This window comes from Morganella sp. GD04133 (genome assembly GCF_029835375.1).
GTDB lineage: Bacteria > Pseudomonadota > Gammaproteobacteria > Enterobacterales > Enterobacteriaceae > Morganella > Morganella morganii_B.
This window is the reverse complement of the sequence record NZ_JAODZS010000006.1, coordinates 104,117-130,761: the sequence shown is the minus strand read 5'-3', so window position 1 is coordinate 130,761 and position 26,645 is coordinate 104,117. Positions and strand designations below refer to the sequence as shown.

Sequence of the window (26,645 nt, the reverse complement as noted above, 5' to 3'; positions counted from 1 at the left end):
CCGGTATTCACCGCGCGGTTTTTTCACATCTTACTGACAGGCCTGAATCAGGCGTCCACAAACACCATTTTCAGAATAAACAGCAGTGATACCACCACCACACACAGGTTCAGCTCACGCCAGCGGCCGGTACCCAGCTTCATTGCACAGTAAGCGATAAACCCTAATGCAATCCCTTCAGTGATAGAGAAACTGAACGGCATCATCACGGCAGTCACAAATGCCGGAACCGATTCAGTCAGATCATTCCAATTCACGCGCACCAGGCTGGAGGTCATCAGCACGCCGACATAAATCAGCGCCCCGGCAGTCGCATAAGCCGGTACCATGGCTGCCAGCGGAGAAATAAAGATCGCCGCGAGGAACAGCAGACCGACCACAATGGCGGTCAGGCCGGTACGGCCGCCGACGGAAACCCCGGAAGTACTTTCAATAAATGCGGTCACAGAGGATGTCCCCATCGCAGAACCGGCGACGGAGCTGATACTGTCCACATACAGCGCTTTTTTCATGTTCGGGAAACGGCCTTTTTCATCCGCCAGCCCAGCCTTATCAGTCACGCCGATCAGCGTACCGGAGGAATCAAACAGGTTCACCAGCATAAACGAGAAGATAATCCCGGCGAGGGATACATCCAGCGCACCCATGATATCGACATGGCCGACAACCGAGGTAATTCCCGGCGGTACATCAAACACGCCCTTGTAAGTGACATCCCCGAGGAAAAGCCCGATGGAGGTTGTCACCACAATCGAGACCAGCACCGCCGCGTGAATATTACGCGCCGCCAGAATGGCGATAATAAAGAAGCCCAGCGCGCCCAGCACCACACTGTGATCGGTAAACTTACCGATAGTCACCAGGGTATCCGGGTTCGGCACAATAATACCGGCGTTTTTCAGCCCCATCATGGCGATAAACAGCCCGATACCGCTGGTGATCCCGACCCGCAGACTCAGCGGGATATGAGCAATCAGCCAGTAACGGATGCGCAGTAAGGTCAGAATAAACAACCCGACCGCGCCCCAGAAAATCGCGCCCATCGCCACTTCCCAGGAGTAGTGCATTGCACCCACCACCACAAAGGCGAAAAAGGCATTCAGCCCCATTGCCGGCGCAACCGCCACCGGCAGGTTAGCAAATAACCCCATCCCGATACTGCCGATGGCCGCAATCAGACAGGTGGTGACAAACACCGCTTTGATATCCATCCCGGCGAACGAGAGGATCTGCGGGTTTACAAAGATGATATACACCATGGTGAGGAAAGTGGTCAGCCCGGCAATAACTTCTGTGCGGACAGTGGTGCCGTGTTCCTGTAATTTAAACACGCGCTGGAGCAGGCCCTGATGAGGATCAGTGCCGGAAGTCGGAGTAGTCATGAATAAGGAGTCCCGGAAATTTGTTTTTTTCGGCTTATCCTACCGCATCATTTTAAAAAAGAAAACGTTTGCGTTTCATTGCGGGAAAATCCCGGCCATTAACGATGCCGGGATTGTTATTGATCAAACTTATGATGAACAGGATGCCGGTTTTTCTGACAGCCGCACCGGTTTCTCTCTTCCCCTGCCAAACAGGCGGGCAAGCCATGACTGACGAGGCTGCCGCTGTAATGAATAACGGCGCATCAGGGCATTTGCCCCCAACTCCAGCCCCGAACACATCACAAAATAGATAAAAGCGACAAACAGGAAAATCTCTGTCGGGTAGACCATACTGCGGTTATTGACCTGAGACGCGAGGAATGACAACTCCCCCACACCGACGATATAGGCCAGCGAGGTGTCTTTAATCAGCGCAATCCACTGATTAATAAAGGACGGGATCATCATCCGCAGCGCCTGCGGCAACACAATATGCCACAGCACTTCCCACCGGCTGAAACCGAGGGACATCCCCGCCTGCCACTGCCCTTTGCCGATCGCCAGAATACCGGCCTTCACACCGTGGGCAATATAAGCAGAGGTGACCAGCGCCAGCGCACAGACTACCGTGGTGATTTCCGGCACATCCACACCAAAGGCGATCGGCAGCAGGAAATAGACCCAAAATATCAGCATAATGATGGGAATCGCACGGAAAAACCCGAGAAATGCCGCGAACAGGTTTACCCACCAGCCACGCAGCATTGCCAGCATCACCCCGCCGATAGTCCCGAGCACGACAGAAATGGCCCCGGCAATCAGGCTGATCACCAGTGTCAGTGCCGCGCCCTCAAGCGGGCCGTCCGGGAACGTACCGAACAGCAGGTATTCCCAGTTATCACGAATTACGGAAAAATCCATCTTAATGCCCCTGTGCCAGCGCCCGTTGTGTCCGCCACTGCCCGAAGGCTTCCATCACCGCAATAATGGCGATATAGAGGATCGTCGCAACCCCGAAGGCTTCAAAGGTTTGCAAGGACTGACTTTCCACCTGACGTGATGCATAAGAGAGTTCAGCCACCCCGATTGCCATCGTCAGGGACGAGTTTTTCACTACATTCATATACTGCCCGAGCAGCGGCGGCATGGCGATTCTGACCGCCTGCGGCAGCACCACATAACACATGGACTGCCACGGTGTCAGCCCGAGCGCCAGCGCGGCTGATTTTTGCTGACGCCCGACCCCGGCAATCCCCGCCCGTAATTCTTCCGCAATAAACGGCGCGGAATAGAGTGTCAGCCCGAACCATCCGGCGATAAATTCAAATGACGGCCAGGCGAGTGTCAGCCCCGCCAGTTCAATTTCATGCGGCGTATTCAGCCAGATTTTCAGCGCCTGCGGCAGAATTTCCCCGGAAGCGAAATACCAGAAAAACAGCTGCACCAGCAGCGGCGTATTCCGGAATACACTGGTGTAAGCACTGACTAACCAGCGGAGCGGCGCGAACTGACTGTCCCGCCCGGCCACCAGCAGAAAACCCAGCAGTGTCGCCGCGAGAATCGTCCAGAATGAGATAAGCAGGGTGATCACAAACCCCTGCCCCAGCCACCCCAGATACTCCGGCGCAAGTAAGTGCGCACTTATAAATTGCTCAAACATCCGCTCATCCCGTCTGTTGCCGCAGAAATGCAGGAAGCCTCACCGGAGTGAGGCCTGATTCAGAAAACACACTCACATTACTTCGGCTGATCAGCCAGCGGAGCAAACTTAAATTCACCGCGCGGTTGTTCGGCTTTGGTGCCCGGACCAAACCACTGGTTATAAATCTGCTGTGATTTACCCTCACTTTCGAGTTTCAGCAGGGTTTTGTTTACCGCTTCCACCAGACGGGTTTCCCCTTTCGGTGCCGCCAGTGCCTGGTATTCACGGGTCAGACTGAACGGCGAGAGTTCAAACTCCGCTTTTACTGACTCCGGCAGGTTACCCAGCAGCCCGACCAGTTTGGCATCATCCTGCGTGATAGCATCAACGTTACCATTACGCAGCGCGGCGAACGCCAGCGGGGTATCATCATAAGAAATCACTTTGGTGCCCGGATATTTCTCGCGCAGCGTCACTTCCTGAACGGTGCCTTTATCCGCACCGATGCGCAGTTTTGCCACATCTTCCGGGGTTTTCAGCACGCCTTTGCGGGCAATAAATTTTTGTCCGGTCTGAAAATCAGGAATGGAAAAATCCACCTGTTTGGCACGCTCATCGGTAATCGTGAAGTTCGCCCCGATTAAATCCACTTTGCCGGAGACCAGCAGCGGAATACGGTTTGCGGGGTTGGTCGGGCGCAGTTCCAGCTTCACACCGAGGTCATCAGCAACAGCCTGTGCAATATCCACGTCATAACCGGCCAGTTTTTTGGTCTGCGGATCGATAAAGCCGAACGGCGGGTTGCTGTCAAAAACCGAAATACGGATCACGCCGGCTTTCTGAATGTCATCAAGCTTATCAGCCTGTGCTGTACCACTTACTAATGCTAAACCAGCAAGCAGAGCCGGAACAAATAATGTCGGTTTCATACACACCCCTGGAATCAGTCACGGAAAACGTCAATTTGTGTAAATCACCATCTCACGCTATCAACTCCCGCTTAGTTCCTGAAATACTAAGAAAGAATAATTCCATAACTGATTGTTCTAAGATGAACACAGGACAGACTGCCTCCCTCAATAACACCTGTTATTTGTAATACATCCATTCTTATTAAAAAAACTAATTACATAATTTATGATTATTTATTGAAATAAAATCATACGTTATTTTCCCCGCTGAAATATTTCATGATCCTGATAAGCGATACTTAACAACCCATACTGTTGTTAATTAAAATTAATATCCAAAAGAAATTATTTATCAGCAACCTGTTAATAAACAATCACATCTTATTATCTGTATATTTATCTTTCCATTGTCACCAAAATAAAAAATGAATTCGAACTTATGAAGAAAATACACATTATGAGCGTGTAAATTTATAAATCTTGACAATAATCACATATCTGTAAAATTCAAAATTAAGTACTGGTAAATATACCTGATGATTCTAAATTTAAAGAGACTGATTATTATTGGTCTCTTTAAATGAAAATCCGCAAAAATAGCCTCTTATTTTTTTCAGTCTGGTATCTTATTTTTACCGGAGTTAACCATGTTAAAGAAAACGCTTATTACGGCATTAGTTTCTGCCGCCTTTTTTTCAGGTTCAGCGTCTGCGGTCACCGCTGCGGGCGGAATTATAAACATCACAGGTGCTATCAGTGATACCACCTGTACCATAAACGGAGGCAACAGCGCCGACTTCGCCGTATTATTAGATCCGATTACCGTAACGGATGCCGGGGTAACCGCAAATACCGTCATTACCAAAAATCAGAAAGCCTTTACCATGACATTTTCTGATTGTGCGCCCGCATCAGTACCGCCCGGAAGTAACCTGAAAATACATTTCGAATCCCCCAATAATATATCGTCAACCGGAAATTACCTGATTAACGATACTGTTAATGAAGGGGATCCGTCCGTCGCGAAAAATGTCGGGTTCAGTTTATCGTCAACAACCGCACCGTCAGTGGCACTTTCACTGAATGCAGCATATGACACCGGAGTGAAGGGAGATAAAACCGCTCCGGCATCGGATCAGGTGACATTAATTGCCAGTTATTACAAAACCAATACCTCTCCGGCAAAAGTCGGGCCTGTACATTCCAACGTGATTTATACAGTCTCTTATTTATAACCATTGTCAGACAGTCAGGCTTGTCAAAAAGCCTGACTGTTTACAGGGGAATATAATGAAACACCGATTCTTTTTTCTGATGATGCTTATTTTATCCGGTAATGCCGCCGCTAATATCGTGATTAACGGAACGCGGCTTATTTATCATGAAGAAAATGACAGCATTACTGTTCAGCTGAATAACAACAGCCAGACATCGTCATTAGCCCAGAGCTGGACAGATGACGGTGATATTAATGCCACACCGGAAAACAGCCGTTCCCCGTTTTATGTTTATCCGCCGATTGTCAAAATAGACGGTATGCAGGGGCAGCAGCTTAAAATAAAGAAAAATAATGAAAAATTACCGGATGACCGGGAAAGTGTCTTTTATCTCAGTGTGCTGGATATTCCGGCCACCCCCGCCAATGCCAAAGGAAAAAGTGTGTTACAGGTAGCCCTGCGGTCACGGATAAAGCTGTTTTACCGCCCTGCCGAGCTGACGGCAAATCCGGAAACGGTTATTGATAATACTCAGTGGCGGCTTAATGGTGACCATTTATCCGTCACCAATAATTCCCCGTATCATTTCACTATTGCGGCGGTCAATGCTAATGACAGCAGTCACACATGGCTGGCTGCCGCCGACATGATCCCGCCCTTTTCTGAGAAACAATTACCACTGAAAAATAAACCCGCGGCCCGTAATGCCTCAGTAACCTATGTCGATGATTACGGTGTGTATAAGTCGAAGAATATTACCTTCTGACGGACGATAATAACGTGAAAACACAACACTGCCTGCCGATTCTGATTATTGCCGGATTATGGAGCTATCCCCGCGAAGGCGTTACGGAAGAATTCGATACCACCCTGCTGGCCGGTGAATCCGCTAAAGGGGATATTTCACGTTTATATCAGGAAAATACACTACCATCCGGCGATCAGCTGATGGACGTTTATGTCAATAACACCTGGAAAGGCCAGTTTACCGTTGAAGTGGGAGAGCATAATAATGCCCTGAATTTTCAGCCGGCGGATATTAATAAGCTCGGGCTGAATCTTTCAGATGATGCGAAAAAATTATCCGCAGAGAAACAACCGGTACCGGCAGATGAGCTGACTGCCGGACTGACTTATCACCTGAATAAAAGTACATTGCGGTTAGATTTGTCCGTGCCGCAAATCGGGGTAAAGACTGCCGATGCCGGTTATATTGACCCGGAATTATGGGATCACGGGCAGCCTGCCGTTATTCTCGGCTATAACGTCAATTACTATAACGCCAGACAAAAAAAGAATAACAAACAGAGTAATGACAGCTTTTTTGCCACGGTAAATTCCGGGCTGAACCTCGGTGTCTGGCAATTCCGCGATGAATCGGTTTATACCTCTTATTCCGGCGGACAGAAAGGCTGGAAAAATAACAGCCGTTACCTTTACCGTCCGATCAGCCATATTTTATCTGCGCTGACGCTGGGGGATTTTTATACACCGCCTTCTCTGTTCGGCAGTTTTAAATTCAGAGGCGCATCACTGGCAACGGATATGAATATGCTGCCGCCATCCGGTCAGGGATTCGCACCAATCATCCGGGGTGTTGCTCAGACGAATGCCCTCGTCAGTATTTACCAGAACGGAAACCTTATTTTTCAGGAAAACGTGCCGCCGGGTGAGTTTATGTTCCGTGATATTCAGCCGACCGGCGGCAGCGGCGATTTTTCTGTCATTATTCAGGAAGCGGACGGACGGAAAGAATCATTTACCGTCCCCTTCTCCGCTGTACCCGATATGCTGAAAGAGGGAATTTATAATTACAGTCTGACCGCCGGTCAGGCCCGGCTGGATAATACACACTACCGCCCGGCGTTTGTGCAGGGGGAATTCCGTTACGGGCTGAATAATACCGTGACACTGTATACCGGCGGGATTGCCGGAAAAGATTACCGCTCTCTTCTGGCGGGAAGCGCCTGGAATCTGCCGTTTGGCGCGCTTTCTGTTGATGTGACGCAGGCGGATGCGGACTTTAAAACCGGCCGCAAAAGCGGCCAGAGCTATCGTATTGCCTACAGTAAGTTTGTCAGCACCACCTCAACAAACCTGACTCTCGCGACATACCGCTACTCCACCGGGAATTTTTACAGTTTCACCGACGCTATCTATCAGTAGAATAACTACCGGGCGTGGGATGCGTATCGCAATGAACAGGAAAACCTCACCGATAACACGCCGCGTCAAATACCGGATCTGATGACGATGGATGCCATGCGCGGTGCGCGGGCTAAAAATACCTTCACCGTGAATTTAAATCAGTATCTGGGCGAGAACCGGGGGGTGATTTATATCTCCGGCACACACCGGGATTACTGGAATTCCGGCGGCAGCAACCGGGAATATCAGCTTGGATATTCAAACAGTTATAACGATATCAGTTATACCGTGTCTGCATCACGCACCCGCAATTTTGATGATAAAAATGAAACCCGGTTTTACCTGAATGTCAGCGTGCCAATTTCTGTTTTCGGCAAAAATGCCTCTCTCAGCAGCGGTATTTACGCCACCGATTCCCGTTATCAGCAAACAACGGTCAGCCTGAGCGGAACCGCCGGTAAAGATGATTTGGTTAACTACACGCTGACCGGCTCAAACCAGAACGGCGGCAGTAACCTGGCGGGCGCGAACCTTACTTACCGCAACCCGTACAGCACCCTGTCCGGCTCATTCAGTGAGGGTAACGATTACCGTCAGGCGGGTGCCGGGGCAAAAGGAACTATCGTCGCGATCCCTGGCCATATCGCCATGTCCGGTGACACCGGCAATACCTATACCATTATTGATGCCCCGCAGGCCGGTAACCGGATGGTGAATTCCGATAAAGCATCCCTGACAAACAGTGAGGGTGTGGTACTGATGACACAATCCGTCCCTTACCGCGCCAACTCTTACACCCTGTCAGACACAGAAAAAAGTTCCGGTGCCGAAGTGACCGGTAATATCGGTCAGGTCAGCCCGTATAAAGGCGCGGTCAGTTATATCCGCATGGAAACCGATCCGCGCCAGACTTTCATTCTGCGGGCGGCACGGGAAAACGGCGGCACACTGCCGTTCGGCACAGAAGTGACCGATGAACAGCATCAGCCGCTGGGGTATGTCGGGCAGTCCGGGTTGCTCTATCTGAAAAGCGGGCAGTTGCCGTCTTCACTGATTATAAAACTGACGGCAGACGGGAAACAGCAGTGTGTTATCCGCAATCCGGTGGTCACGCCGGATAAAAATCACAACATCTGCCGGTAAAAGGAAACAATGATGAAAACATCCGCCGCTGTATTACTTTTATTCCTGACGGTGATAAGCAGCAGGGCCGCTTATGCCACCTGTTCGGTAACATCCACCCAGACAGCGCCGGCCGTGGTGCTGGATCTTTCGGCTGATTTGATCGGCGCCACCACAACCGTATCGAAAGTATCTCAGACCAACTTCAGCGGCCAGTTTACCTGTACGACAGCAGTGGTGCTGTTTCCGAATACCATCGGAATCGACTCCCCTTTTAATGGCCGGACAGCAACAATCGGATTTAATAACGGCGCACAACTCGTCAATATCACCCTGACGGCTCAGACAAAAAAGAGTGTTTCCGGCCTGGCAGCAGGTACTCACAACGGGACAGAACTCAATACCGGTTTCACACTGCGTTTTGATCTCGTCACTACACCAACCGGTAACTACACCAAAGTCCCGGGTGATACAGTGACGATTACACCAGTCATTTTTGCCTCTGATGCCACCACGCTGGGGCTGGTGGGCTGGCTGGCTGCGCTTGTCAGTAAGATTTTGCAGTTTTTACTGACGCTGCAATGGCCGGCTGATCCGAATGATATGTTTTTGCAGCCGGTGCAGGTTACTTACAATCCACCGGTGACCACCTGTACCTTTACCAATGCCGGGCTGACTGTCAGTCTGCCGCTGATGAGTATCAATGCCGTTAAAACCACCGATAAAGCCGGATACACCCCGTTCCGCCTCAATTTTACCTGTGACGGCCTCCTCACGGGTAACACTGCGTCCCGGGATATTGCCATGTTCCTGTCGTCGTCCAATTTACAGCCGTCCGACAAAACCGTGCTGACCAATACCGTTTCCGGCGGTGCCGGTGGTGTCGGCTTCCGCGTGGTGAAAGCCGGTAACCTCAGCAGCCCGGTGCAGTTTTCTGACAGTGCCAATGCTCAGGGCAGTGCCACCAGTATTTTCACTGCCGCCAAAGGCAGCGCAGTCTCACCGGCTTTCTCTGTCGATCTCGGCGCGTATTACTATCCCTACAGTCCGGGTACGGTGACACAGGGAAAAATGAGCAGTTCCGCGACCCTGGTTTTCTCCTACAACTGAACCGCCGGAGGACACGATGCGGACAGGCATTCTTATCATTCTGCTCCTGTGCATGCAGGCGGGATACGCCGGTGTTGTCATCAATACCACACGGGTGATTTACCCGGGCAATCAGGAAAATGCAGAGATCCAGCTGACCAACAGCGGAGACATGCCATCACTGGTGCAGAGCTGGGTGGATGAGGGGGATATCAATTCCTCGCCGGAAACCAGCAGCGCCCCGTTTATGGTGGTGCCGCCGGTGACGCGGATCGCCGGAGGCGGCGGGCAGCAACTGAAAATCCGTGTTCTGGCAAACAGCCTGCCCCGCGACCGGGAATCGGTTTTTTATCTCAATGTGGTGGATATTCCGGCGAAGACAACCACCACCGGTAATACCCTGCAATTTGCCCTGCGGACACGGATAAAGCTGTTTTACCGGCCGGATGACCTTTCGCTGCCGCCGGATGCGGTTCCGGAACAGATTTCTGCCTCTTTATCTGGAGAAACGCTGATTCTGAAAAATCCGGCGCCTTACTATTTCACATTATCCGCGCTCGTCTCCGGCGGAGATAATACACCGTCACATATCAGCACCGTGATGCTCGCCCCTTATTCAGAGAGCCGGGTGGCATATACAGGGCAATTATCTGCAGGAGAGTCCGTCACGCTGATCAGCATTAATGATAAAGGACGCAATGTGCGGACAGAGAAAAAACTGAATTGAACATGCCGGTCAGGTGATGACCGGCATTTGCCTTACGGATTGAGGGCATTACCGCACCGCCCGCAGAAACGGCTGTCCGGCGGATAGCCGGTACCGCATTTCTGACAATATCCGGTGATAGTCTGCTCAGCGTTATTGCTTAACTGCTCCGGGTAACCATTATTGTCACGACCATGCTTATTGTAACCCGTATTACCGTGCTTGCGGCCATGACCGCTGCTGCGGTTCCCGTGACCGGATCCGCCCCCGCTGTTAAAAAACCGGCTGAATAAACCCATCGTACACCTCCGGAAACACTGTTTTGTCTGTTTCAGAAAGTATAAACCCCGGAGTTAACTCCAGGGTCAAATCAGGACAGGGACTTTTACAAAAACAGACAATATCGCCGGAGAAGCAATCCTGTTATGCCGGATCATTCCCTTTTTCGCCGTTATTACTATGCGCGGAAACTTCAATCACATGCTCACCGAGCAGGATACGTTCCACATCATCCCCTTTCACATGACGGAAATCCTGCCCCTTCACGTAATAGAAGATAAATTCACAGATATTCTGGCAGCGGTCACCGATACGCTCGATAGAGCGGGCACAGAACAGTGCGGTCAGGACACTCGGGATAGTGCGCGGATCTTCCATCATATAGGTCATTAACTGACGGACAATCCCTTCATATTCCTGATCCACTTTCTGATCTTCGCGGTAGATGCGGATAGCTTCCTGAATATCCATCCGCGCAAAGGCATCCAGCACATCATGCAGCATCTGAATGGCATGGCGGCCGAGAGATTCCAGACTGACCAGCAGCGGCTGATGCTGATGTGAAAATTTTTCCAGCGCAGTTTTGGCAATTTTGTCCGCCACATCCCCGATGCGTTCCAGCTCGGCAATGGTTTTGGAGATCGCCATAATCAGGCGCAGGTCGCTCGCCGTCGGCTGGCGTTTGGCAATAATACGGACACAGGCTTCATCAATCATCACTTCCATGATGTTGACCTGCTTGTCACCGGCGATAACCTCACGCGCCAGGTCTTCATCCTGGTTATGCATAGCAGTGATCGCTTTGCTGAGCTGCTCTTCCACCAGCCCGCCCATCGTCATCATTTCTGTGCGGATATGCTCTAATTCAGCATTAAACTGCCCGGAAATATGTTTATTGTGATTCAGATTTTCCATGATTGTCTCCGCATCAGCCATAACGACCGGTGATGTAATCTTCGGTTTGTTTCTTGCCCGGGGTGGTAAACAGGGTATCAGTATCACTGAATTCAATCAGTTCGCCCAGATACATAAACGCAGTATGGTCAGAACAGCGCGCCGCCTGCTGCATGTTATGGGTGACGATCACCACGGTATATTCCGATTTCAGCTCGCTGATAAGCTCTTCAATACGCCCGGTGGAAATTGGATCCAGCGCCGAGCACGGCTCATCCAGCAGCAGAACCTCAGGGCGGATAGCAATACCGCGGGCAATACACAGACGCTGCTGCTGACCGCCGGAGAGGCTGTAGCCGCTCTGATGCAGTTTATCTTTGGTTTCGTTCCACAGCGCCGCTTTGGTCAGCGCCCACTGCACCCGCTCATCCATCTCGGCGCGCGGCAGTTTTTCAAACAGACGGACACCAAAGGCAATGTTGTCATAGATGGACATCGGGAACGGCGTCGGTTTCTGGAACACCATGCCGACTTTGGCGCGTAATAACGCGATATCCTGGGTATCTGTCAGAATATTGGTACCATCCAGCAGGATTTCCCCTTCCGCACGCTGTTCATTATACAGCGCGTACATTTTGTTGAAGGTGCGCAGCAGGGTCGATTTCCCGCAACCGGACGGGCCGATAAAAGCCGTGACTTTATTTTTGGCGATATCCAGCGAGATATTTTTCAGCGCGTGGAACTGACCGTAATAGAAGTTCAGATCACGAACCTGAATTTTGCTTTCAGTTACGTTTTGAATTTTACTCATGACTCTCTCTCATTCATCCGCAGTCATTTAATCAGTGCTTTTTCTTCGCAAACAGCACACGCGCCACGATATTAATTAACAGCACACACAGTGTGATCAGCAGGACACCCGCCCAGGCCAGACTCTGCCATTCCGCAAACGGACTCATGGCAAACTTGAAGATGGTGACCGGCAGGTTGGCAATCGGCTGCATCAGATCCGTACTCCAGAACTGGTTGGAGAGGGAGGTAAAGAGCAGCGGCGCCGTTTCTCCGGCAATACGGGCAATCGCCAGCAGCACCCCGGTGATAATCCCGGAGACCGAGGCTTTCAGGGTAATCGCTGAAATCATTTTCCATTTTGGTGTGCCGAGGGCATACGCCGCTTCGCGCAGACTGTCCGGCACCAGACGCAGCATGTTTTCCGTGGTGCGGATAACAATCGGGATCTGTAACAGTGCCAGGGCAATCACCCCCGCCCAGCCGGAGAAGTGCTGCATTTGCATCACCACGATGGTGTAAACAAACAGCCCGACCACAATCGACGGTGCGGATAACAAAATGTCATTAATAAACCGGGTGACTTCCGCCAGCCAGGATTTGCGGCCGTATTCCGCCAGATAAATCCCGGCAAGAATGCCGAGCGGGGTTCCGATAACGGTCGCCCACAAGATCAGCAGGCCGGAACCGACAATGGCGTTCGCCAGACCCCCGCCTTCGGTATTCGGCGGCGGTGTCATTTCGGTGAACAGCGCCAGCGACATGCCGTCCATCCCTTTGGTGACAGTCGAGAACAGGATCCAGATTAACCAGAACAGCCCGAATGCCATAGTGGACATGGATAAAAACAGGGCAACGCGGTTTTTCTGGCGACGCCAGAACTGGCGTTTCTGCCGTGCGCTGATATCCACTTTCGGTTGCTGAATATTCATGTCAGTCATCTCAGCGTCCCTCTTTCTTATTCAGGCGCATCACCATAAATTTGGAGATAGCAAGAACGATAAAGGTGATGACAAACAGAATCAGCCCCAGCTCCATCAATGCCGCGGTATGCAGCCCGGATTCCGCTTCCGCGAACTCGTTTGCCAGCGCCGAGGTAATACTGTTGCCCGGCATGTACAGCGAGAAGCTGTCCAGCTGATAGGTGTTACCGATGATAAAGGTCACCGCCATGGTCTCCCCCAGGGCGCGGCCCAGACCCAGCATCACGCCGCCGATCACCCCGTTCTTGGTGTACGGCAGCACAATCCGCCAGATCACCTCCCAGGTGGTACAGCCGATGCCGTAAGCGGATTCTTTCATCATCACCGGCGTCTGCTCGAACACATCACGCATCACCGAGGCAATATACGGAATGATCATGATGGCAAGGATAACGCCCGCTGCCAAGATACCGATCCCGAAGGCCGGACCGGAGAACAGCTCGCCGACAATCGGGATGCTGGACATCACCTCGCCGACCGGCTGCTGGAAATAGGTGGCAAACAGCGGGGCAAAGACAAACAGTCCCCACATGCCATAAACGATACTCGGAATAGCGGCTAACAGCTCGATCGCGATACCCAGCGGACGGCGCAGCCAGTTCGGTGCCAGTTCGGTCAGGAACAGCGCAATCCCGAAACTCACCGGGACCGCAATCAGCAGGGCGATAACCGAGGTTACGATGGTGCCGTAAATCGGTACCAGTGCCCCGTACTCTTCTGCCGGCGGGTTCCACTCTTTATTCCATAAGAAACCTAAGCCGAATTTTTCAATGCTCGGCCATGACGCAATAATCAGTGAAATAATAATTCCGCCAAGCAACAATAGCGTAATCAGCGCCGCCAGTTTTACCAGGGCACTGAAAAGTTGGTCGCCGCGTTTGCTTGGTGGTTTCATTGCCGTTTTCAGTTCGGCCATAGTCGCTTCCGTTTTTACACAGATCCCCCCGGTACGGGGGGATCGATTACTGATAAATCGTTACTTCATCATCTGCCGTATCAGTACAGCGGCTTACCGCTGCTGTCTTTGACACTGGTTTTCCATGATGCGCGGATTTGTTCAATCACTTCCTGCGGCAGTACCGCGTAATCCAGTTTCTCTGCCTGCTCACCGCCGTTCTTGTATGCCCAGTCAAAGAATTTCAGAACTTCCTGCCCTTTGGCGGCATCTTTCTGGTTAGTGTGAACCAGGATGAAGGTGGTGGAGGTAATCGGCCATGCATTCGGACCCGGCTGGTTAGTCAAATCCTGAGCGAAACTTTTTGACCACTCGGCTTTACGCGCTGCGTTACTGAAGCTTTCGCCGGTCGGGGAAACCGCATCACCGTCCGCAGAAATCAGTTTGGTGTAAGCCAGTTTATTCTGTTTGGCGTAGGCGTATTCCACGTAACCGATAGAGCCCGGCAGACGCTGAACAAATGCGGCGATACCGTCGTTACCTTTACCGCCGAGACCCACCGGCCAGTTAACAGTAGAGCCTGCACCGACTTTTTCTTTCCAGTCAGGGCTGACTTTTGACAGGTAGCTGGTGAAGACGAACGAGGTACCGGAACCATCCGCACGGCGGACAACGGCGATATCCTGATCCGGCAGTTTCACTGACGGGTTCAGTTTGGTAATTGCCGGGTCATTCCATTTTTTGATGTTACCCAGATAGATATCACCCAGGGTTTTACCGTCGAGCACCAGTTCACCGGACTTCAGGCCCGGCAGGTTGACGGCCAGTACTACACCGCCGATCACGGTCGGGAACTGGAATAAATTATCTGCAGCCAGTTTATCTTCGGACAGCGGTGCATCTGACGCTCCGAAATCAACGGTGTTGGCGACAATCTGCTTCACACCACCGGAGGAACCAATCCCCTGGTAGTTGACTTTGTTGCCGGTTTCTTTCTGGTAAGTATCAGCCCACTGCGCATATACCGGCGCAGGGAATGTTGCACCCGCCCCGGTCAGACTGGTCGCGGCAAATGCAGAAAATGCAGAGAGAGAAAGTGTCGCTGCCATAACAGTGGCTACTGCGGTACGCATCGGTTTCATGATCCCTCCTGACGGGATTTATAGATAATGACGATAAACGTTGTATCTGGTTAATGTCGGAACATGAGGGAAAATAGGACAATCTGGTGACAATAATATGTAGGTTATATGACAGTTTTATGACATTGCAGGTGCGCGGGGACACAAAACCGGAAAAATAGCGGAAAGAAACAATACCGGGGAATAAATTTAATTCGTTGATTTAATTGTTATTAAACGCAAAACTCCGGAGAGCAGGATGTCCTGCGGGGAATTATGACAGCCATATGACGATGACATGCGGCTGTCATAATTATTAATCGTCTCTGTCATCCGGCAGCGGCAGCATCACGCGGATACGGAACCCGCCGCGCTGACTGCGGCCGACCTCGATTTTACCGTCATGCGCATCCACAATCCGGCGCAGAATCGCCAGCCCCAGCCCGGTGCCTTTATTACTGCGCGCTTTTTCACCCTGCACAAACGGCTGGAACAGGTCCGGAATATCCGCCTCATCAATACCGTTGCCGTCATCTTCCACCTGAAACCAGGCGAAATGCCCGTCTTCGCCGCTGCTGACACGGATCCAGCCGTTACCGTAGCGGGTGGCATTGACCAGCATGTTGCCCAGTGCACGTTTAATCGCAATCGGGTTACCGGTGAGATAAACCGGTGCCTGAATAACATCATTCTGAAGTGTGACATCCGAGTGGATGTGCGCTTCAATCACCTCATTGAGGACAGATGTCAGTTCCAGATGCACCATCTCCATCTCACGGCCGGTGCGCAGATACGCCATAAACTGTTCAATGATGCCGTCACACTCTTCAATATCATTGTTGATGGATTCCGCCAGATAGTCATCGTCCGGGTTCATCATTTCTGTTGCCAGGCGGATTCGGGTCAGCGGTGTACGTAAATCATGGCTGACACCAGCCATCAGCACAGTGCGATCCTGCTCCAGCGTTTTGATATCCCTGGACATCTGGTTAAACGAACGGATAACCGAACGCACTTCTGCCGCCCCGGCTTCCCGTACCGGAACCAGCGGGCCGCCGGTACCGATTTGCCGGGCTGCGGATTCCAGCTCGGTCAGCGGACGGTTCTGATAGCGGATAAACACCCAGACCCCGGCAAAGACAATCAGCAGAAAAGCAAAAATATAACGGAAGATCGGGGAGAACTGATCCTGACCGATTTCGGTCAGCGGCACTCTCACCCAGACATCCGGGGCGATATAGGAGTTCAGCCACAGCACGGGATAATCGCGGCCGACTTCCAGCCGGACATCCGCATAACCTTCCAGATAATGACTCATCTGTTTACTGAGGGACTCAAAATGACGCGCCCAGCGCAATCCGCCCTCATCGGCTGTTTTTTCGGTAAAAAAGGTAATCCCCAGCTCTTCATAAATTTTCTTACGCAGCGCCGGCGAAACACGCACTGCGGTTCCGTCCTTCAGCACCATCTCTTCACTCATCAGTGTGCGTACTTCATAGGCCAGCACCCGGTTAAACTGCTGCAGGCTGGGCATGACAATAAAGTTCACAACGGCCAGATAACTTGTTGTTATGGTTGCAAACAACAGGAAAATGACCAGAAATAACGAGCGTGAAAAGGTGCTCCTCGGCGAGAACCGCAGCCGCTTCATGCCTTGTTGCCGTCCGGAACGAAGACGTAACCCAGTCCCCAGACGGTCTGGATATAACGCGGATGTGTCGGATCTTCCTCAATCATGCGGCGCAGACGGGAAATCTGCACGTCGATTGAACGTTCCATTGCGCTGTACTCACGACCGCGTGCCAGACTCATCAGCTTATCGCGGGACAGCGGTTCACGCGGGTGAGACACCAGCACTTTCAGCACCGCGAACTCACCGCTGGTCAGCGGCATATTTTCATCTTCGTGGAACATCTCACGGGTGCCGAGGTTCAGTCTGAATTTACCGAACTGAATCACCGCATCATCCTGAGACGGCGCACCCGGCAGTTCATTCGCCTGACGGCGCAGCACCGCGCGGATACGTGCCAGCAGTTCACGCGGGTTAAACGGCTTCGGAATATAATCATCCGCACCGATTTCCAGCCCGACAATGCGATCCACTTCTTCCCCTTTCGCCGTCACCATAATGATCGGAATCGGGTTATTCTGACTTCTCAGACGGCGGCAGATAGACAGCCCGTCCTCGCCCGGTAACATCAGATCCAGGACAATAAGATGAATTGATTCACGCGTCAGCAGGCGATCCATTTGTTCCGCATTCGCGGCGGTACGGACCTGGAAACCCTGCTCACTCAGATAGCGCTCAAGCAGCGCACGCAGACGCATGTCATCATCAACGACAAGGACCTTATAACTTTCCTGCATGTTTGACTCCCGGGTTCATTTTTTCATGCAACTCTTCAGATTAATGGTGCCTACTCAGCAATCGGATGATAGCGGATAGACAAAATGACATAATTCACTTCACCGTTAGGTGTTATTACCATTACTTCATCATCCGCCTGTTTTCCGATTAATGCCCGGGCCACAGGGGAATCGACTGAAATCCATTTCTTTGCCGGGGAAAACTCATCAGGTCCGACGATGCGAAAAGTCTGAATTTCTTCATCGTCATTTTCCAGTTCCACCCACGCCCCGAAAAATACTTTTCCTTCCTGGCGGGGATCCGGCTCAACTATCTTTACGTCATCCAGACGTTTTGAAAGAAACCGGACACGCCGGTCTATTTCACGCAGACGTTTCTTCCCGTATATATACTCGGCATTTTCCGAGCGATCTCCCTGTGCAGCGGCTTCTGACACTGCCTGAGTGACCTGAGGACGCTCTGTTTTCCAGAGATATTTTAACTCCTGATCCAGCGCATCCCACCCTTCACGGGTAATCAGGTTACTTTTTGCCATATGTTACCTAAACAAAAAATAAATTATTTAAATAAATTGTAATACTAAATGCATTTTCCGGAAGATAACAGCTATGAATAATTCATTTATATTACTTTATCCCGGCTGGTAATTCCCGTTTTGAACACGTATAACTGTCCCCTGAAATTTTTTTACATCAATTTATCGCAGCCGGAAAGAATATCATGATGAATGAATCTCTGAGCCAGATTATTGCCGGTGAACTGAAGGCGCAAACCCGCCAGGTCACCGCCGCGATTACCCTGCTGGATGAGGGAAATACGGTCCCTTTTATCGCCCGCTACCGGAAAGAAGTCACCGGCGGCCTGGATGATACTCAGCTGCGTCAGCTGGAAACCCGCCTCAGCTACCTGCGCGAACTGAACGACCGCCGTCAGACCATCCTCAAATCCATTGAGGATCAGGGCAAACTGACCCCGGAACTGGCGGGGGCGATTAACGGCACGCTCAGCAAAACGGAGCTGGAAGACCTCTACCTGCCTTACAAACCCAAGCGCCGCACACGCGGACAGATTGCGGCGGAAGCCGGTCTGGAACCGCTGGCAGACACGCTGTGGCAGGACCCGTCACAGGATCCGGAAACCCTCGCCGCCACCTATACTGACAGCGAAAAAGGGGTTGCCGACACCAAAGCCGCCCTCGACGGTGCCCGCTATATCCTGATGGAACGTTTTGCGGAAGATGCCGGTCTGCTGGGGAAAGTCCGTGATTATCTGTGGCGTAATGCGCACCTGGTTTCCGTTGTGGTCAGCGGCAAAGAAGCCGAAGGCGCAAAATTCAGTGATTATTTCGATCACCATGAACCGATTGCCAATGTCCCGTCACACCGTGCTCTGGCCATGTTCCGCGGTCGCAATGAAGGCATTCTGCAACTCTCCCTCAATGCTGATCCGCAGTGTGAGGAGCCGCCGAAAGAGAGCTATTGTGAAGAATTAATCCGCGATTATCTCGGCGTCCGCTTTAACAATGCCCCGGCGGACAGCTGGCGCAAAGCGGTGGTGAGCTGGACATGGCGGGTCAAGGTGCTGCTGCACCTGGAAACTGAGCTGATGGCTGCGCTGCGTGAAAAAGCGGAAGATGAAGCTATCAATGTCTTCGCCCGCAACCTCAGTGATTTGCTGATGGCGGCACCAGCCGGGATGCGCGCCACCATGGGACTGGATCCGGGTCTGCGGACCGGGGTGAAAGTCGCGGTGGTGGATGCCACCGGTAAAGTGCTGGCGACGGATACTATTTATCCGCACACCGGTCAGACCGCCAAAGCAGCGGCATCCGTTGCGGCACTCTGCCTGAAATACCATGTTGAACTGGTGGCGATCGGTAACGGAACGGCGTCCCGCGAAACCGAACGTTTCTTTGCCGATGTGCAGAAACAGTTCCCGGATATCAAAGCCCAGAAAGTGATTGTCAGCGAAGCCGGTGCTTCGGTTTATTCTGCGTCAGAACTGGCGGCGGCAGAGTTTCCGGATCTGGATGTCTCGCTGCGCGGTGCCGTTTCTATCGCCCGCCGGTTACAGGATCCGCTGGCCGAACTGGTGAAAATCGACCCGAAATCCATCGGTGTCGGCCAGTATCAGCATGATGTCAGCCAGACACAGCTTGCCCGTAAACTGGATGCGGTGGTGGAAGACTGCGTCAACGCCGTTGGTGTTGACCTCAACACCGCGTCTGTTGCCCTGCTGACCCGTGTTGCCGGACTAAGCAAAGTCATTGCGCAGAATATCGTTGACTGGCGTGATGAGAACGGGCGTTTTGCTGACCGCAAACAACTGCTGAAAGTCGCGCGTCTCGGCCCGAAAGCCTTTGAGCAGTGCGCCGGGTTCCTGCGTATCGCAGGCGGTAAAAATGCGCTGGATGCCTCCACCGTTCACCCGGAAGCCTATCCGGTGGTGGAAAAAATCCTGCAGGCCACACAAAAAACCCTCAGTGATCTGATGGGTAACGGTGATGTGCTGCGCAATCTGAAAGCACAGGATTTTGTCACTGAACAATTCGGTGTGCCGACGGTTTCCGATATCCTCAAAGAGCTGCAAAAACCCGGCCGTGACCCGCGTCCGGAGTTTAAAACCGCCACCTTTGCCGATGGTATTGAAACCATGAATGATCTGCGTCCGGGCATGGTGCTGGAAGGTGCGGTCACCAACGTCACCAATTTCGGTGCTTTTGTCGATATTGGTGTTCATCAGGACGGACTGGTGCATATCTCCTCGCTGGCCAACCGCTATGTGGAAGATCCGCATACTGTGGTCAAAGCCGGGGATATTGTCAGCGTCAAAGTGCTGGATGTGGATATCGCCCGTAAGCGTATCGCGCTGACCATGCGAATGGACGAAGAACCGGAAACGGCGGCCCGCCGTGGTGGTGGCGGCAGCGATAAACCACGGGCGGAAAAACGTCAGAACAACCGCCCTGCCCGTAACAGTAAAAATGACAGCGCTGCCGGTAACAGTGCGATGGGTGATGCCCTCGCCGCGGCATTCGGCAAGCGCAAGTAATACCCCTGCTATCATGTACGCGGCAGCCCCGGCTGCCCGTACATTTCCCTCCTGTCAGTCGCATATTGCGTTAACCAGTCGTAAAAATTGTTATTAACGTAAATCAAGACGTGAAATATCTGCTCTCAATTGTTTTATACGCCGGATATCTTGACGCACATCAAACTTTGCTGGTTAATTTTCGGGCTAAATAGGTAAAATATTGTTGGTTATGATTTGCATTTACAGTATCAATTAAATTTGTACGGGATATTTTTCTGCCAAACTGTTCGTGCGATAATCATTTGCAATATCATTCCTGTTTGCATGGTTAACCGGAGCCTTTATGACACTTCAGCCACAACACAGTTATAAAATTCTGGGCTTTTCCGGGGAAATCAGCCCGGCATACCGTCAGAAATTATTGTCTCTGGGCATGCTGCCCGGCTCTGTTTTCCGGGTGATCCGCAGCGCTCCGCTGGGCGATCCGATCCAAATCGAAACCCGGCACGTCAACCTGATGCTCAGAAAAAAAGACCTAGCGCTGCTGATGCTTGATGACGTGCAGGCGTAATCCGCCGCACCTCCCGCGCTGACTCACTCTTTTCCCTCTGCCGCCGGCAGAGGGGGTTGTATTTATTGATTGGCATAAGACACTATGAAAGCACTCACCCTGGGACTCATCGGTAATCCCAATTCAGGGAAGACCACGCTGTTTAACCAGTTAACCGGATCCAAACAACGCGTCGGCAACTGGGCCGGTGTGACCGTGGAACGGAAAATCGGTTATTTCACCACACCGGAACACAAAATTGAGCTGGTGGATTTACCCGGCACCTACTCACTGACCACCATCTCCGAACAGACTTCCTTAGACGAACAGATTGCCTGCCACTTTATCCTCAGCGGTGAAGCGGACATGCTGATTAACGTTGTCGATGCATCCAATCTGGAACGCAACCTCTATCTGACGCTGCAACTGCTGGAACTGGGTGTTCCCTGCATTATCGCCCTCAATATGTTGGATATCGCCGATAAAGCGAACATCAATATTGATGTCAACGCCCTGTCAGAGCGCCTCGGCTGCCCGGTGATCCCGCTGGTTTCCACCCGCGCGTCCGGTATCTGTGAGCTGAAAGCCGCGATCGACAAACACACAATGACACCGCATGACGTGCTGGTGAACTATCCGGCGGCTCTGCTCGACAGCATGAACACGCTTGCGCAGTCGATTCCTGCGGAAGAATTCAGCGCCACACAGCGCCGCTGGCTGGCACTGCAAAGCCTGGAAGGGGATATCTACAGCCAGGCGCGCGCCGGTTTCACCCCGGAGCATGTGCAGTCTGTCCGTGACGCCATGCAGGCACAGCAGCAGGAAGAGCCGGAACTGGTGATTGCGGATGCCCGTTATCAGACTATCGCGGATATCTGCGAAACAACGATTGATAACAGCCATTCCGAGCCGAATAAGCTGACCGCCGCGATGGACAGCATTGTCCTCAACCGCTGGCTGGGCGTTCCGGTATTCCTGTTTGTGATGTACCTGATGTTCGTACTCGCCATCAATATCGGCGGGGCATTACAGCCGCTGTTTGAAGGCGGTTCGGAAGCCATTTTCATTAACGGGACACAATGGCTGGGAATGACGCTCGGCTTCCCGGACTGGCTGACCATTTTCCTCGCCCAGGGGGTCGGCGGCGGTATCAACACCGTGCTGCCGCTGGTGCCGCAAATCGGGATGATGTACCTGTTCCTCTCCTTCCTGGAGGATTCCGGTTATATGGCCCGTGCCGCGTTCGTGATGGACAGACTGATGCAGGCACTCGGACTGCCGGGCAAATCCTTTGTGCCGCTGATTGTCGGTTTCGGCTGTAACGTGCCGTCCATTATGGGTGCCAGAACCCTGGATGCGCCGCGCGAGCGACTGATCACCGTCCTGATGGCACCGTTTATGTCCTGCGGGGCGCGGCTGGCTATCTTCGCGGTTTTCGCTGCCGCCTTCTTCGGCAAAAACGGCGCAAGCATTGTCTTCTCCCTGTATATCCTCGGGATTGTGGTGGCTATCCTCACCGGCCTGCTGCTCAAACACACCATTATGCGCGGCGAAGCCTCACCGTTTGTGATGGAACTGCCGGTGTATCACGTACCGCATATGAAAACCCTGTTTATGCAGACCTGGCAGCGTCTGAAAGGCTTTGTGGTACGTGCGGGTAAAGTGATTATTGTCGCCAGTATGGTAATCGGCGCACTGAACAGCTTCAGCTTCTCCGGCAAACCGGCGGACAGCATTAATGATTCTGCACTGGCCTCAGTCAGTAAAGTGGTCACGCCGCTGCTCAGCCCGATTGGTGTCACCAATGATAACTGGCAGGCGACTGTCGGTCTGATCACCGGTGCCATGGCGAAAGAAGTGGTGGTCGGGACACTGAACACACTCTATACCGCCGAAAGTATCACCAACGAACCGTTTGATCCGGAAGCCTTTGATTTATGGGGTGAACTGGGTGATGCGGTCAATGAAACCCTGGATTCCCTGGCAGAGACCTTCACGTTCGCAGCCTTATCCAACCCGATTGAAGCCAGCAAGGGTGACGGCGAGATGGACGGCGGTACCATGGGCACCATGGCCGCGAAATTCGGCTCTGATGTTGCTGCTTACAGCTATCTGATCTTTGTGCTGCTGTATGTACCGTGTGTGTCAGTAATGGGGGCTATCGCCCGTGAAACCAGCCGCGGCTGGATGACCTTCTCCATCCTGTGGGGTCTGAACGTGGCTTACTCACTGGCGGCCCTGTTCTACCAGGCCGCCACATTCAGTGCGCATCCGGGCAGCAGTTCAGTGATTATCGGCGTGGTGGTGATTTTCAACCTGATCCTGTTTTCATTGCTGCGCCGCACACGCAGCCGGGTGAATCTCAGCTTCCGCCGTGATGCACACAGCCGCTGCGGTGGTTGCTCCGGCAATGAGTGTCACTGATAAAAGGACACGGACATGATCAGCCTGATCGCAGTACGTGACGCCATTGCACTGAATGGCCGGGCAGACGCCCGGCTGCTCAGCCACCAGCTGAAAGCCCCGGAAGCCCTGGTACAGGCCATGATGGAAAAGCTGGCTGCCATGGGCAAAATCGAAGCGGTGGATGTCAGCAGCTGCCTGAGCAGCAGCTGCAAACAGTGCCCGGAAAGTCAGGGCTGTGACACGAAGGTGTATCAGATCCGTTCATAATGATTATTTTTGACGATAATTCTGCCCCGCGCTATAGTGCAAAAAACAATCAGGCTGCCAAAGGAAGATACTCCATGAATCAAACCGCCAATGCAACACCGGGAGTCGCCGTTAAAACATCAGGCTCTTCTGAGGGCAAAGTCTTCAGTGCCGCATCACTTAAAGCACGCCTGGTGCAGCGTAAAGCAGAAGGCCGCAGCTGAGTCCTTCATCTTAATCAGGCAAAAGCCGGTTGGTGATTAAACCGGCCGGCTTTTTTCTGATTATCGGCCTGCAAACCCCGTCAGCACCTCACAAAACGCATCCGGATGTGAAATAAACGGCGCATGGGCGCTGTTTCGCATAATTACGGACGGAGAGGACGGCAGTTGCTCATCCAGCAGTGATGCCACTTTGCGCGGCACCAGGCCGTCGAGATAACCGTAGATTCGCAGGAACGGCATTGTCAGGGATGGCAGCCCGCTGCGCAGATCGGCGGTTCTCAGAATTTCCAGTCCGGCATTCAGTACTGCCACATCCGGCATAGGCTGTTCCAGTACCACTGATTTCAGTATGCGGGCATCCTGACGGGCACTGGCGGTTCCCAGTGTCTGCAATGCCAGAAAACGCTCGACAGTGCGCTGAAAATCAGTCGCCAGCTGATGCTGAAAGCCGCTCAGCACTGTCGGTTTGATCCCCGGCCAGCCCTCTTCTTCCTGCGCACTAAAACAGGGCGACGAACAGATTGTCACCAGATGGCTCACGGCCTGCGGGTAACGCAGTGCAATATCCGCAGCCACCAGTCCGCCCAGTGACCAGCCCGCCAGCACCGCATTTTCCGGCATCTGCGCGAAAACGGTATCCGACATCTCCGTCAGTGACATTTCACCAAATTCCTGACTGCGCCCGTAACCCGGTAAGTCAACCTTATGAATACGGAAGTGCGGTGCGAGCCGCAATTCAATGCTGTTCCACACTTCGCTGTTCAGTCCCCAGCCGTGTAACAGCACAAGATCGCGCGAACCCTGTCCGCTCTGCTGCCAAAAAAGCGTTGCCATCGTTATTGTTTCCTTATTTATCCGGAGGGAAGACGGATGGTTATTATTGAGAATTACTGCCTGCTGTGCAATCAGCCGCTGGCCATTGCCGCACACGGTATCTGCGGATTCTGCGAACGGGGGTTGCCGGAGATGCCGCCGGTCTGCCGGCGCTGCGGCCTGCCGCTGGTGACACCGGAGCCGGCATGCGGTCACTGTCTGCAATCCCCGCCGCCGTGGCAGAGCCTGCTGGCCGTAACCGGTTATCAGCCGCCGCTGGCCGCCCTGGTTCACCGCCTCAAATACAGCGGACAGACCCACATTGCCCGTGCGCTGGCACGGCTGCTGCTGCGCCGGGTGCTGGCAGCTTACCGCGCGGGGGAGTGTCCGAAGCCGGATCTGCTGCTCAGTGTGCCGCTTTACCGCTACCGCCAGTGGCGGCGCGGGTTTAATCAGAGCGATCTTATCACCCGCCCGCTGGCAAAATGGCTGCGCTGCCCTTATGACAGTTCCGGCCTTATCCGCACCCGTGCTACACTGAGCCAGCGGATGCTGTCCCGCACACAGCGCCTGACAAACCTGTCCTCTGCATTTGCCGTCACCCGTGATGTCCGCGGACTGCATATTGCGCTGACCGATGATGTCATCACAACAGGGGCGACCATGACAGCGCTGTCTGAATTGCTCATTCGTGCGGGTGCGGCGGCAGTCCGGGTGTGGTGCCTTTGCCGCACCTTGTAGTGAACCCGCAAATGGGCGTATTATAACCAACCGGAACAGTCAACTATTTTTGGGCAATGTTATGATTACTATTACTGACGCTGCGCAGGCACATTTTTCCAAACTGCTTGCCAACCAGGAACCCGGCACACAAATCCGTGTTTTTGTTATTAACCCGGGCACTCCCAATGCAGAATGCGGAGTCTCTTATTGTCCGCCTGATGCTGTGGAAGCGACCGATACCGCGCTGCCGTTTGAGCAGCTGACCGCCTATGTTGATGAACTGAGCGCGCCGTTCCTTGACGAAGCCGTGATCGACTTCGTAACCGATCAGCTCGGCTCTCAGCTCACCTTAAAAGCCCCGAACGCCAAAATGCGCAAAGTGGCGGATGATGCCCCGCTGATCGAGCGTGTCGAGTATGTTCTGCAATCCCAGATCAACCCGCAGCTGGCCGGACACGGCGGCCGTGTTTCCCTGATGGAAATCACGGATGAAGGCTATGCCATCCTCCAGTTCGGCGGCGGCTGTAACGGCTGCTCCATGGTGGATGTCACCCTGAAAGAAGGGATCGAAAAAGAGTTACTGAATATGTTTGCCGGTGAACTGAAAGGCGTTAAAGACCTGACTGAACATCAGCGCGGTGAACACTCTTATTACTGACAGCGCTGTTTACTGACAGTGCTGCAGCGGCCGGCTATCGCACGGTCGTGATAATACACCGCCCGGTGTACTGCCGGGCGGGTTTCCGGCGGTGCTCTGTCACCGCTGATATTCATCTGCATACGAAAAATCATTATGGAACAAATCCGCTTAATCACACCGGATACGGCGTATGAACTCTGGCAGCAGAACGGGGCTGTCCTGGTTGATATCCGTGATCCGCAAAGCTTCCGTGCCGGTCACACTGACGGTGCATTTCATCTGACAAACGACACTGTGAATACCTTCATGGATCAGACAGATTATGAGCAGCCGGTTATGGTCATGTGTTACCATGGACACAGCAGTCAGGGCGCGGCTCAGTATCTGCTTAATGTCGGCTATGAAACGGTATACAGCATCAACGGCGGTTTTGAAGCCTGGTTGCGTAACTACCCGGACACAGTCAGGTCACTCGCTTAACA

The 26,645-nt window shown here is 52.7% G+C and carries 28 protein-coding genes and 1 pseudogene; 14 read left to right on the top strand and 15 right to left on the bottom strand.

Going from position 1 to position 26,645, the window contains the following annotated elements:
• Nucleotides 1-47 precede the first annotated feature (47 nt).
• From N7387_RS04300 to N7387_RS04285, 4 genes are all read right to left on the bottom strand, one after another.
• Entirely contained in the window at nucleotides 48-1,382 is a 1,335-nt protein-coding gene (locus N7387_RS04300) for an NCS2 family permease (RefSeq protein ID WP_025151534.1), read from the bottom strand.
• 129 nt (nucleotides 1,383-1,511) lie between these two features.
• Complete coding sequence (locus tag N7387_RS04295; protein ID WP_004237990.1) at nucleotides 1,512-2,285, bottom strand: amino acid ABC transporter permease; 774 nt, start codon at nucleotides 2,283-2,285, stop codon at nucleotides 1,512-1,514.
• A 1-nt stretch (nucleotide 2,286) separates the two neighbouring features.
• Nucleotides 2,287-3,024 (bottom strand): amino acid ABC transporter permease, encoded by a 738-nt coding sequence (locus N7387_RS04290; RefSeq protein ID WP_279797154.1) that lies wholly within the window; start codon nucleotides 3,022-3,024, stop codon nucleotides 2,287-2,289.
• 77 nt (nucleotides 3,025-3,101) lie between these two features.
• Nucleotides 3,102-3,935, bottom strand: a complete 834-nt coding sequence (locus tag N7387_RS04285; RefSeq protein WP_025151537.1) for an ABC transporter substrate-binding protein — start codon at nucleotides 3,933-3,935, stop codon at nucleotides 3,102-3,104.
• Between the two features lie 629 nt (nucleotides 3,936-4,564).
• Here N7387_RS04285 and N7387_RS04280 point away from each other — a divergent pair.
• From N7387_RS04280 to N7387_RS04260, 6 genes and pseudogenes are all read left to right on the top strand, one after another.
• Nucleotides 4,565-5,152: a fimbrial protein gene (locus N7387_RS04280; RefSeq protein ID WP_279797152.1), complete on the top strand. Its 588-nt coding sequence runs from the start codon at nucleotides 4,565-4,567 to the stop codon at nucleotides 5,150-5,152.
• A gap of 55 nt (nucleotides 5,153-5,207) precedes the next feature.
• Nucleotides 5,208-5,900, top strand: a complete 693-nt coding sequence (locus N7387_RS04275; protein WP_279797150.1) for a molecular chaperone — start codon at nucleotides 5,208-5,210, stop codon at nucleotides 5,898-5,900.
• Nucleotides 5,901-5,914: 14 nt separating this feature from the next.
• Nucleotides 5,915-8,158, top strand: a pseudogene (locus tag N7387_RS04270) (fimbria/pilus outer membrane usher protein); the annotation flags it as partial.
• A 12-nt stretch (nucleotides 8,159-8,170) separates the two neighbouring features.
• Nucleotides 8,171-8,425 (top strand): FimD/PapC C-terminal domain-containing protein, encoded by a 255-nt coding sequence (locus N7387_RS21390; RefSeq protein WP_318669549.1) that lies wholly within the window; start codon nucleotides 8,171-8,173, stop codon nucleotides 8,423-8,425.
• Nucleotides 8,426-8,434: 9 nt separating this feature from the next.
• Nucleotides 8,435-9,514 (top strand): fimbrial protein, encoded by a 1,080-nt coding sequence (locus N7387_RS04265; RefSeq protein WP_279797148.1) that lies wholly within the window; start codon nucleotides 8,435-8,437, stop codon nucleotides 9,512-9,514.
• Between the two features lie 16 nt (nucleotides 9,515-9,530).
• Nucleotides 9,531-10,220 (top strand): molecular chaperone, encoded by a 690-nt coding sequence (locus N7387_RS04260; RefSeq protein ID WP_279797147.1) that lies wholly within the window; start codon nucleotides 9,531-9,533, stop codon nucleotides 10,218-10,220.
• A 32-nt stretch (nucleotides 10,221-10,252) separates the two neighbouring features.
• Here N7387_RS04260 and N7387_RS04255 read toward each other — a convergent pair whose 3' ends face one another.
• The 9 genes from N7387_RS04255 to greB all read right to left on the bottom strand — a co-directional run bounded on the left by N7387_RS04255 (nucleotide 10,253) and on the right by greB (nucleotide 18,063).
• Nucleotides 10,253-10,498: a zinc-ribbon domain-containing protein gene (locus tag N7387_RS04255; RefSeq protein WP_279797145.1), complete on the bottom strand. Its 246-nt coding sequence runs from the start codon at nucleotides 10,496-10,498 to the stop codon at nucleotides 10,253-10,255.
• 124 nt (nucleotides 10,499-10,622) lie between these two features.
• Entirely contained in the window at nucleotides 10,623-11,393 is a 771-nt protein-coding gene (gene phoU, locus N7387_RS04250) for a phosphate signaling complex protein PhoU (RefSeq protein ID WP_025151543.1), read from the bottom strand.
• Nucleotides 11,394-11,406: 13 nt separating this feature from the next.
• Nucleotides 11,407-12,183 (bottom strand): phosphate ABC transporter ATP-binding protein PstB, encoded by a 777-nt coding sequence (gene pstB / locus N7387_RS04245; RefSeq protein ID WP_004237979.1) that lies wholly within the window; start codon nucleotides 12,181-12,183, stop codon nucleotides 11,407-11,409.
• A 31-nt stretch (nucleotides 12,184-12,214) separates the two neighbouring features.
• Nucleotides 12,215-13,102 (bottom strand): phosphate ABC transporter permease PstA, encoded by an 888-nt coding sequence (gene pstA, locus N7387_RS04240; RefSeq protein ID WP_262859607.1) that lies wholly within the window; start codon nucleotides 13,100-13,102, stop codon nucleotides 12,215-12,217.
• A gap of 1 nt (nucleotide 13,103) precedes the next feature.
• Nucleotides 13,104-14,060 carry a phosphate ABC transporter permease PstC gene (pstC, locus tag N7387_RS04235; protein WP_025151545.1) on the bottom strand — a complete coding sequence of 319 codons (957 nt, stop codon included), beginning with the start codon at nucleotides 14,058-14,060 and terminating at the stop codon, nucleotides 13,104-13,106.
• An 80-nt stretch (nucleotides 14,061-14,140) separates the two neighbouring features.
• Entirely contained in the window at nucleotides 14,141-15,181 is a 1,041-nt protein-coding gene (gene pstS / locus N7387_RS04230; protein ID WP_025151546.1) for a phosphate ABC transporter substrate-binding protein PstS, read from the bottom strand.
• Nucleotides 15,182-15,476: 295 nt separating this feature from the next.
• Nucleotides 15,477-16,811, bottom strand: coding sequence for a two-component system sensor histidine kinase EnvZ (gene envZ / locus N7387_RS04225; protein ID WP_262859609.1), 1,335 nt, complete (start codon nucleotides 16,809-16,811; stop codon nucleotides 15,477-15,479).
• Entirely contained in the window at nucleotides 16,808-17,527 is a 720-nt protein-coding gene (ompR, locus tag N7387_RS04220) for a two-component system response regulator OmpR (RefSeq protein WP_025151548.1), read from the bottom strand. Before ompR ends, envZ begins: the two co-directional genes overlap by 4 nt.
• A 50-nt stretch (nucleotides 17,528-17,577) precedes the next feature.
• Nucleotides 17,578-18,063 (bottom strand): transcription elongation factor GreB, encoded by a 486-nt coding sequence (gene greB / locus N7387_RS04215; protein ID WP_262859610.1) that lies wholly within the window; start codon nucleotides 18,061-18,063, stop codon nucleotides 17,578-17,580.
• Nucleotides 18,064-18,248: 185 nt separating this feature from the next.
• On the opposite strand from greB, the gene N7387_RS04210 reads away from it, so the two are divergent.
• The 5 genes from N7387_RS04210 to N7387_RS04190 all read left to right on the top strand — a co-directional run bounded on the left by N7387_RS04210 (nucleotide 18,249) and on the right by N7387_RS04190 (nucleotide 23,987).
• Complete coding sequence (locus tag N7387_RS04210; RefSeq protein WP_262859611.1) at nucleotides 18,249-20,579, top strand: Tex family protein; 2,331 nt, start codon at nucleotides 18,249-18,251, stop codon at nucleotides 20,577-20,579.
• 325 nt (nucleotides 20,580-20,904) lie between these two features.
• On the top strand, nucleotides 20,905-21,132 hold the full coding sequence (gene feoA, locus N7387_RS04205) for a ferrous iron transporter A (RefSeq protein ID WP_025151551.1): 228 nt from the start codon (nucleotides 20,905-20,907) through the stop codon (nucleotides 21,130-21,132).
• An 84-nt stretch (nucleotides 21,133-21,216) separates the two neighbouring features.
• A complete protein-coding gene (gene feoB, locus N7387_RS04200; RefSeq protein WP_279797135.1) occupies nucleotides 21,217-23,535 on the top strand; it encodes a Fe(2+) transporter permease subunit FeoB in 2,319 nt (772 codons plus the stop codon).
• A gap of 15 nt (nucleotides 23,536-23,550) precedes the next feature.
• Nucleotides 23,551-23,784: a FeoC-like transcriptional regulator gene (locus N7387_RS04195; protein WP_262859613.1), complete on the top strand. Its 234-nt coding sequence runs from the start codon at nucleotides 23,551-23,553 to the stop codon at nucleotides 23,782-23,784.
• Between the two features lie 74 nt (nucleotides 23,785-23,858).
• Entirely contained in the window at nucleotides 23,859-23,987 is a 129-nt protein-coding gene (locus N7387_RS04190; protein ID WP_279797132.1) for a hypothetical protein, read from the top strand.
• A gap of 60 nt (nucleotides 23,988-24,047) precedes the next feature.
• Here the strand turns inward: N7387_RS04190 and bioH are convergent, their stop codons facing one another.
• A complete protein-coding gene (bioH, locus tag N7387_RS04185; protein WP_279797130.1) occupies nucleotides 24,048-24,821 on the bottom strand; it encodes a pimeloyl-ACP methyl ester esterase BioH in 774 nt (257 codons plus the stop codon).
• A gap of 36 nt (nucleotides 24,822-24,857) precedes the next feature.
• On the opposite strand from bioH, the gene N7387_RS04180 reads away from it, so the two are divergent.
• Together N7387_RS04180 and nfuA are read left to right on the top strand one after the other, a co-directional pair.
• Nucleotides 24,858-25,541: a double zinc ribbon domain-containing protein gene (locus N7387_RS04180; protein WP_262883501.1), complete on the top strand. Its 684-nt coding sequence runs from the start codon at nucleotides 24,858-24,860 to the stop codon at nucleotides 25,539-25,541.
• Between the two features lie 61 nt (nucleotides 25,542-25,602).
• A complete protein-coding gene (gene nfuA / locus N7387_RS04175; RefSeq protein WP_004237958.1) occupies nucleotides 25,603-26,181 on the top strand; it encodes a Fe-S biogenesis protein NfuA in 579 nt (192 codons plus the stop codon).
• Here the strand turns inward: nfuA and N7387_RS04170 are convergent.
• Entirely contained in the window at nucleotides 26,175-26,315 is a 141-nt protein-coding gene (locus N7387_RS04170) for a hypothetical protein (RefSeq protein WP_279797127.1), read from the bottom strand. The two genes, nfuA and N7387_RS04170, sit on opposite strands and share 7 nt — an antisense overlap.
• Nucleotide 26,316: 1 nt before the next feature.
• Between N7387_RS04170 and glpE the strand changes: the two genes are divergently transcribed.
• Entirely contained in the window at nucleotides 26,317-26,643 is a 327-nt protein-coding gene (glpE, locus tag N7387_RS04165; protein WP_004237957.1) for a thiosulfate sulfurtransferase GlpE, read from the top strand.
• Nucleotides 26,644-26,645 lie beyond the last annotated feature (2 nt).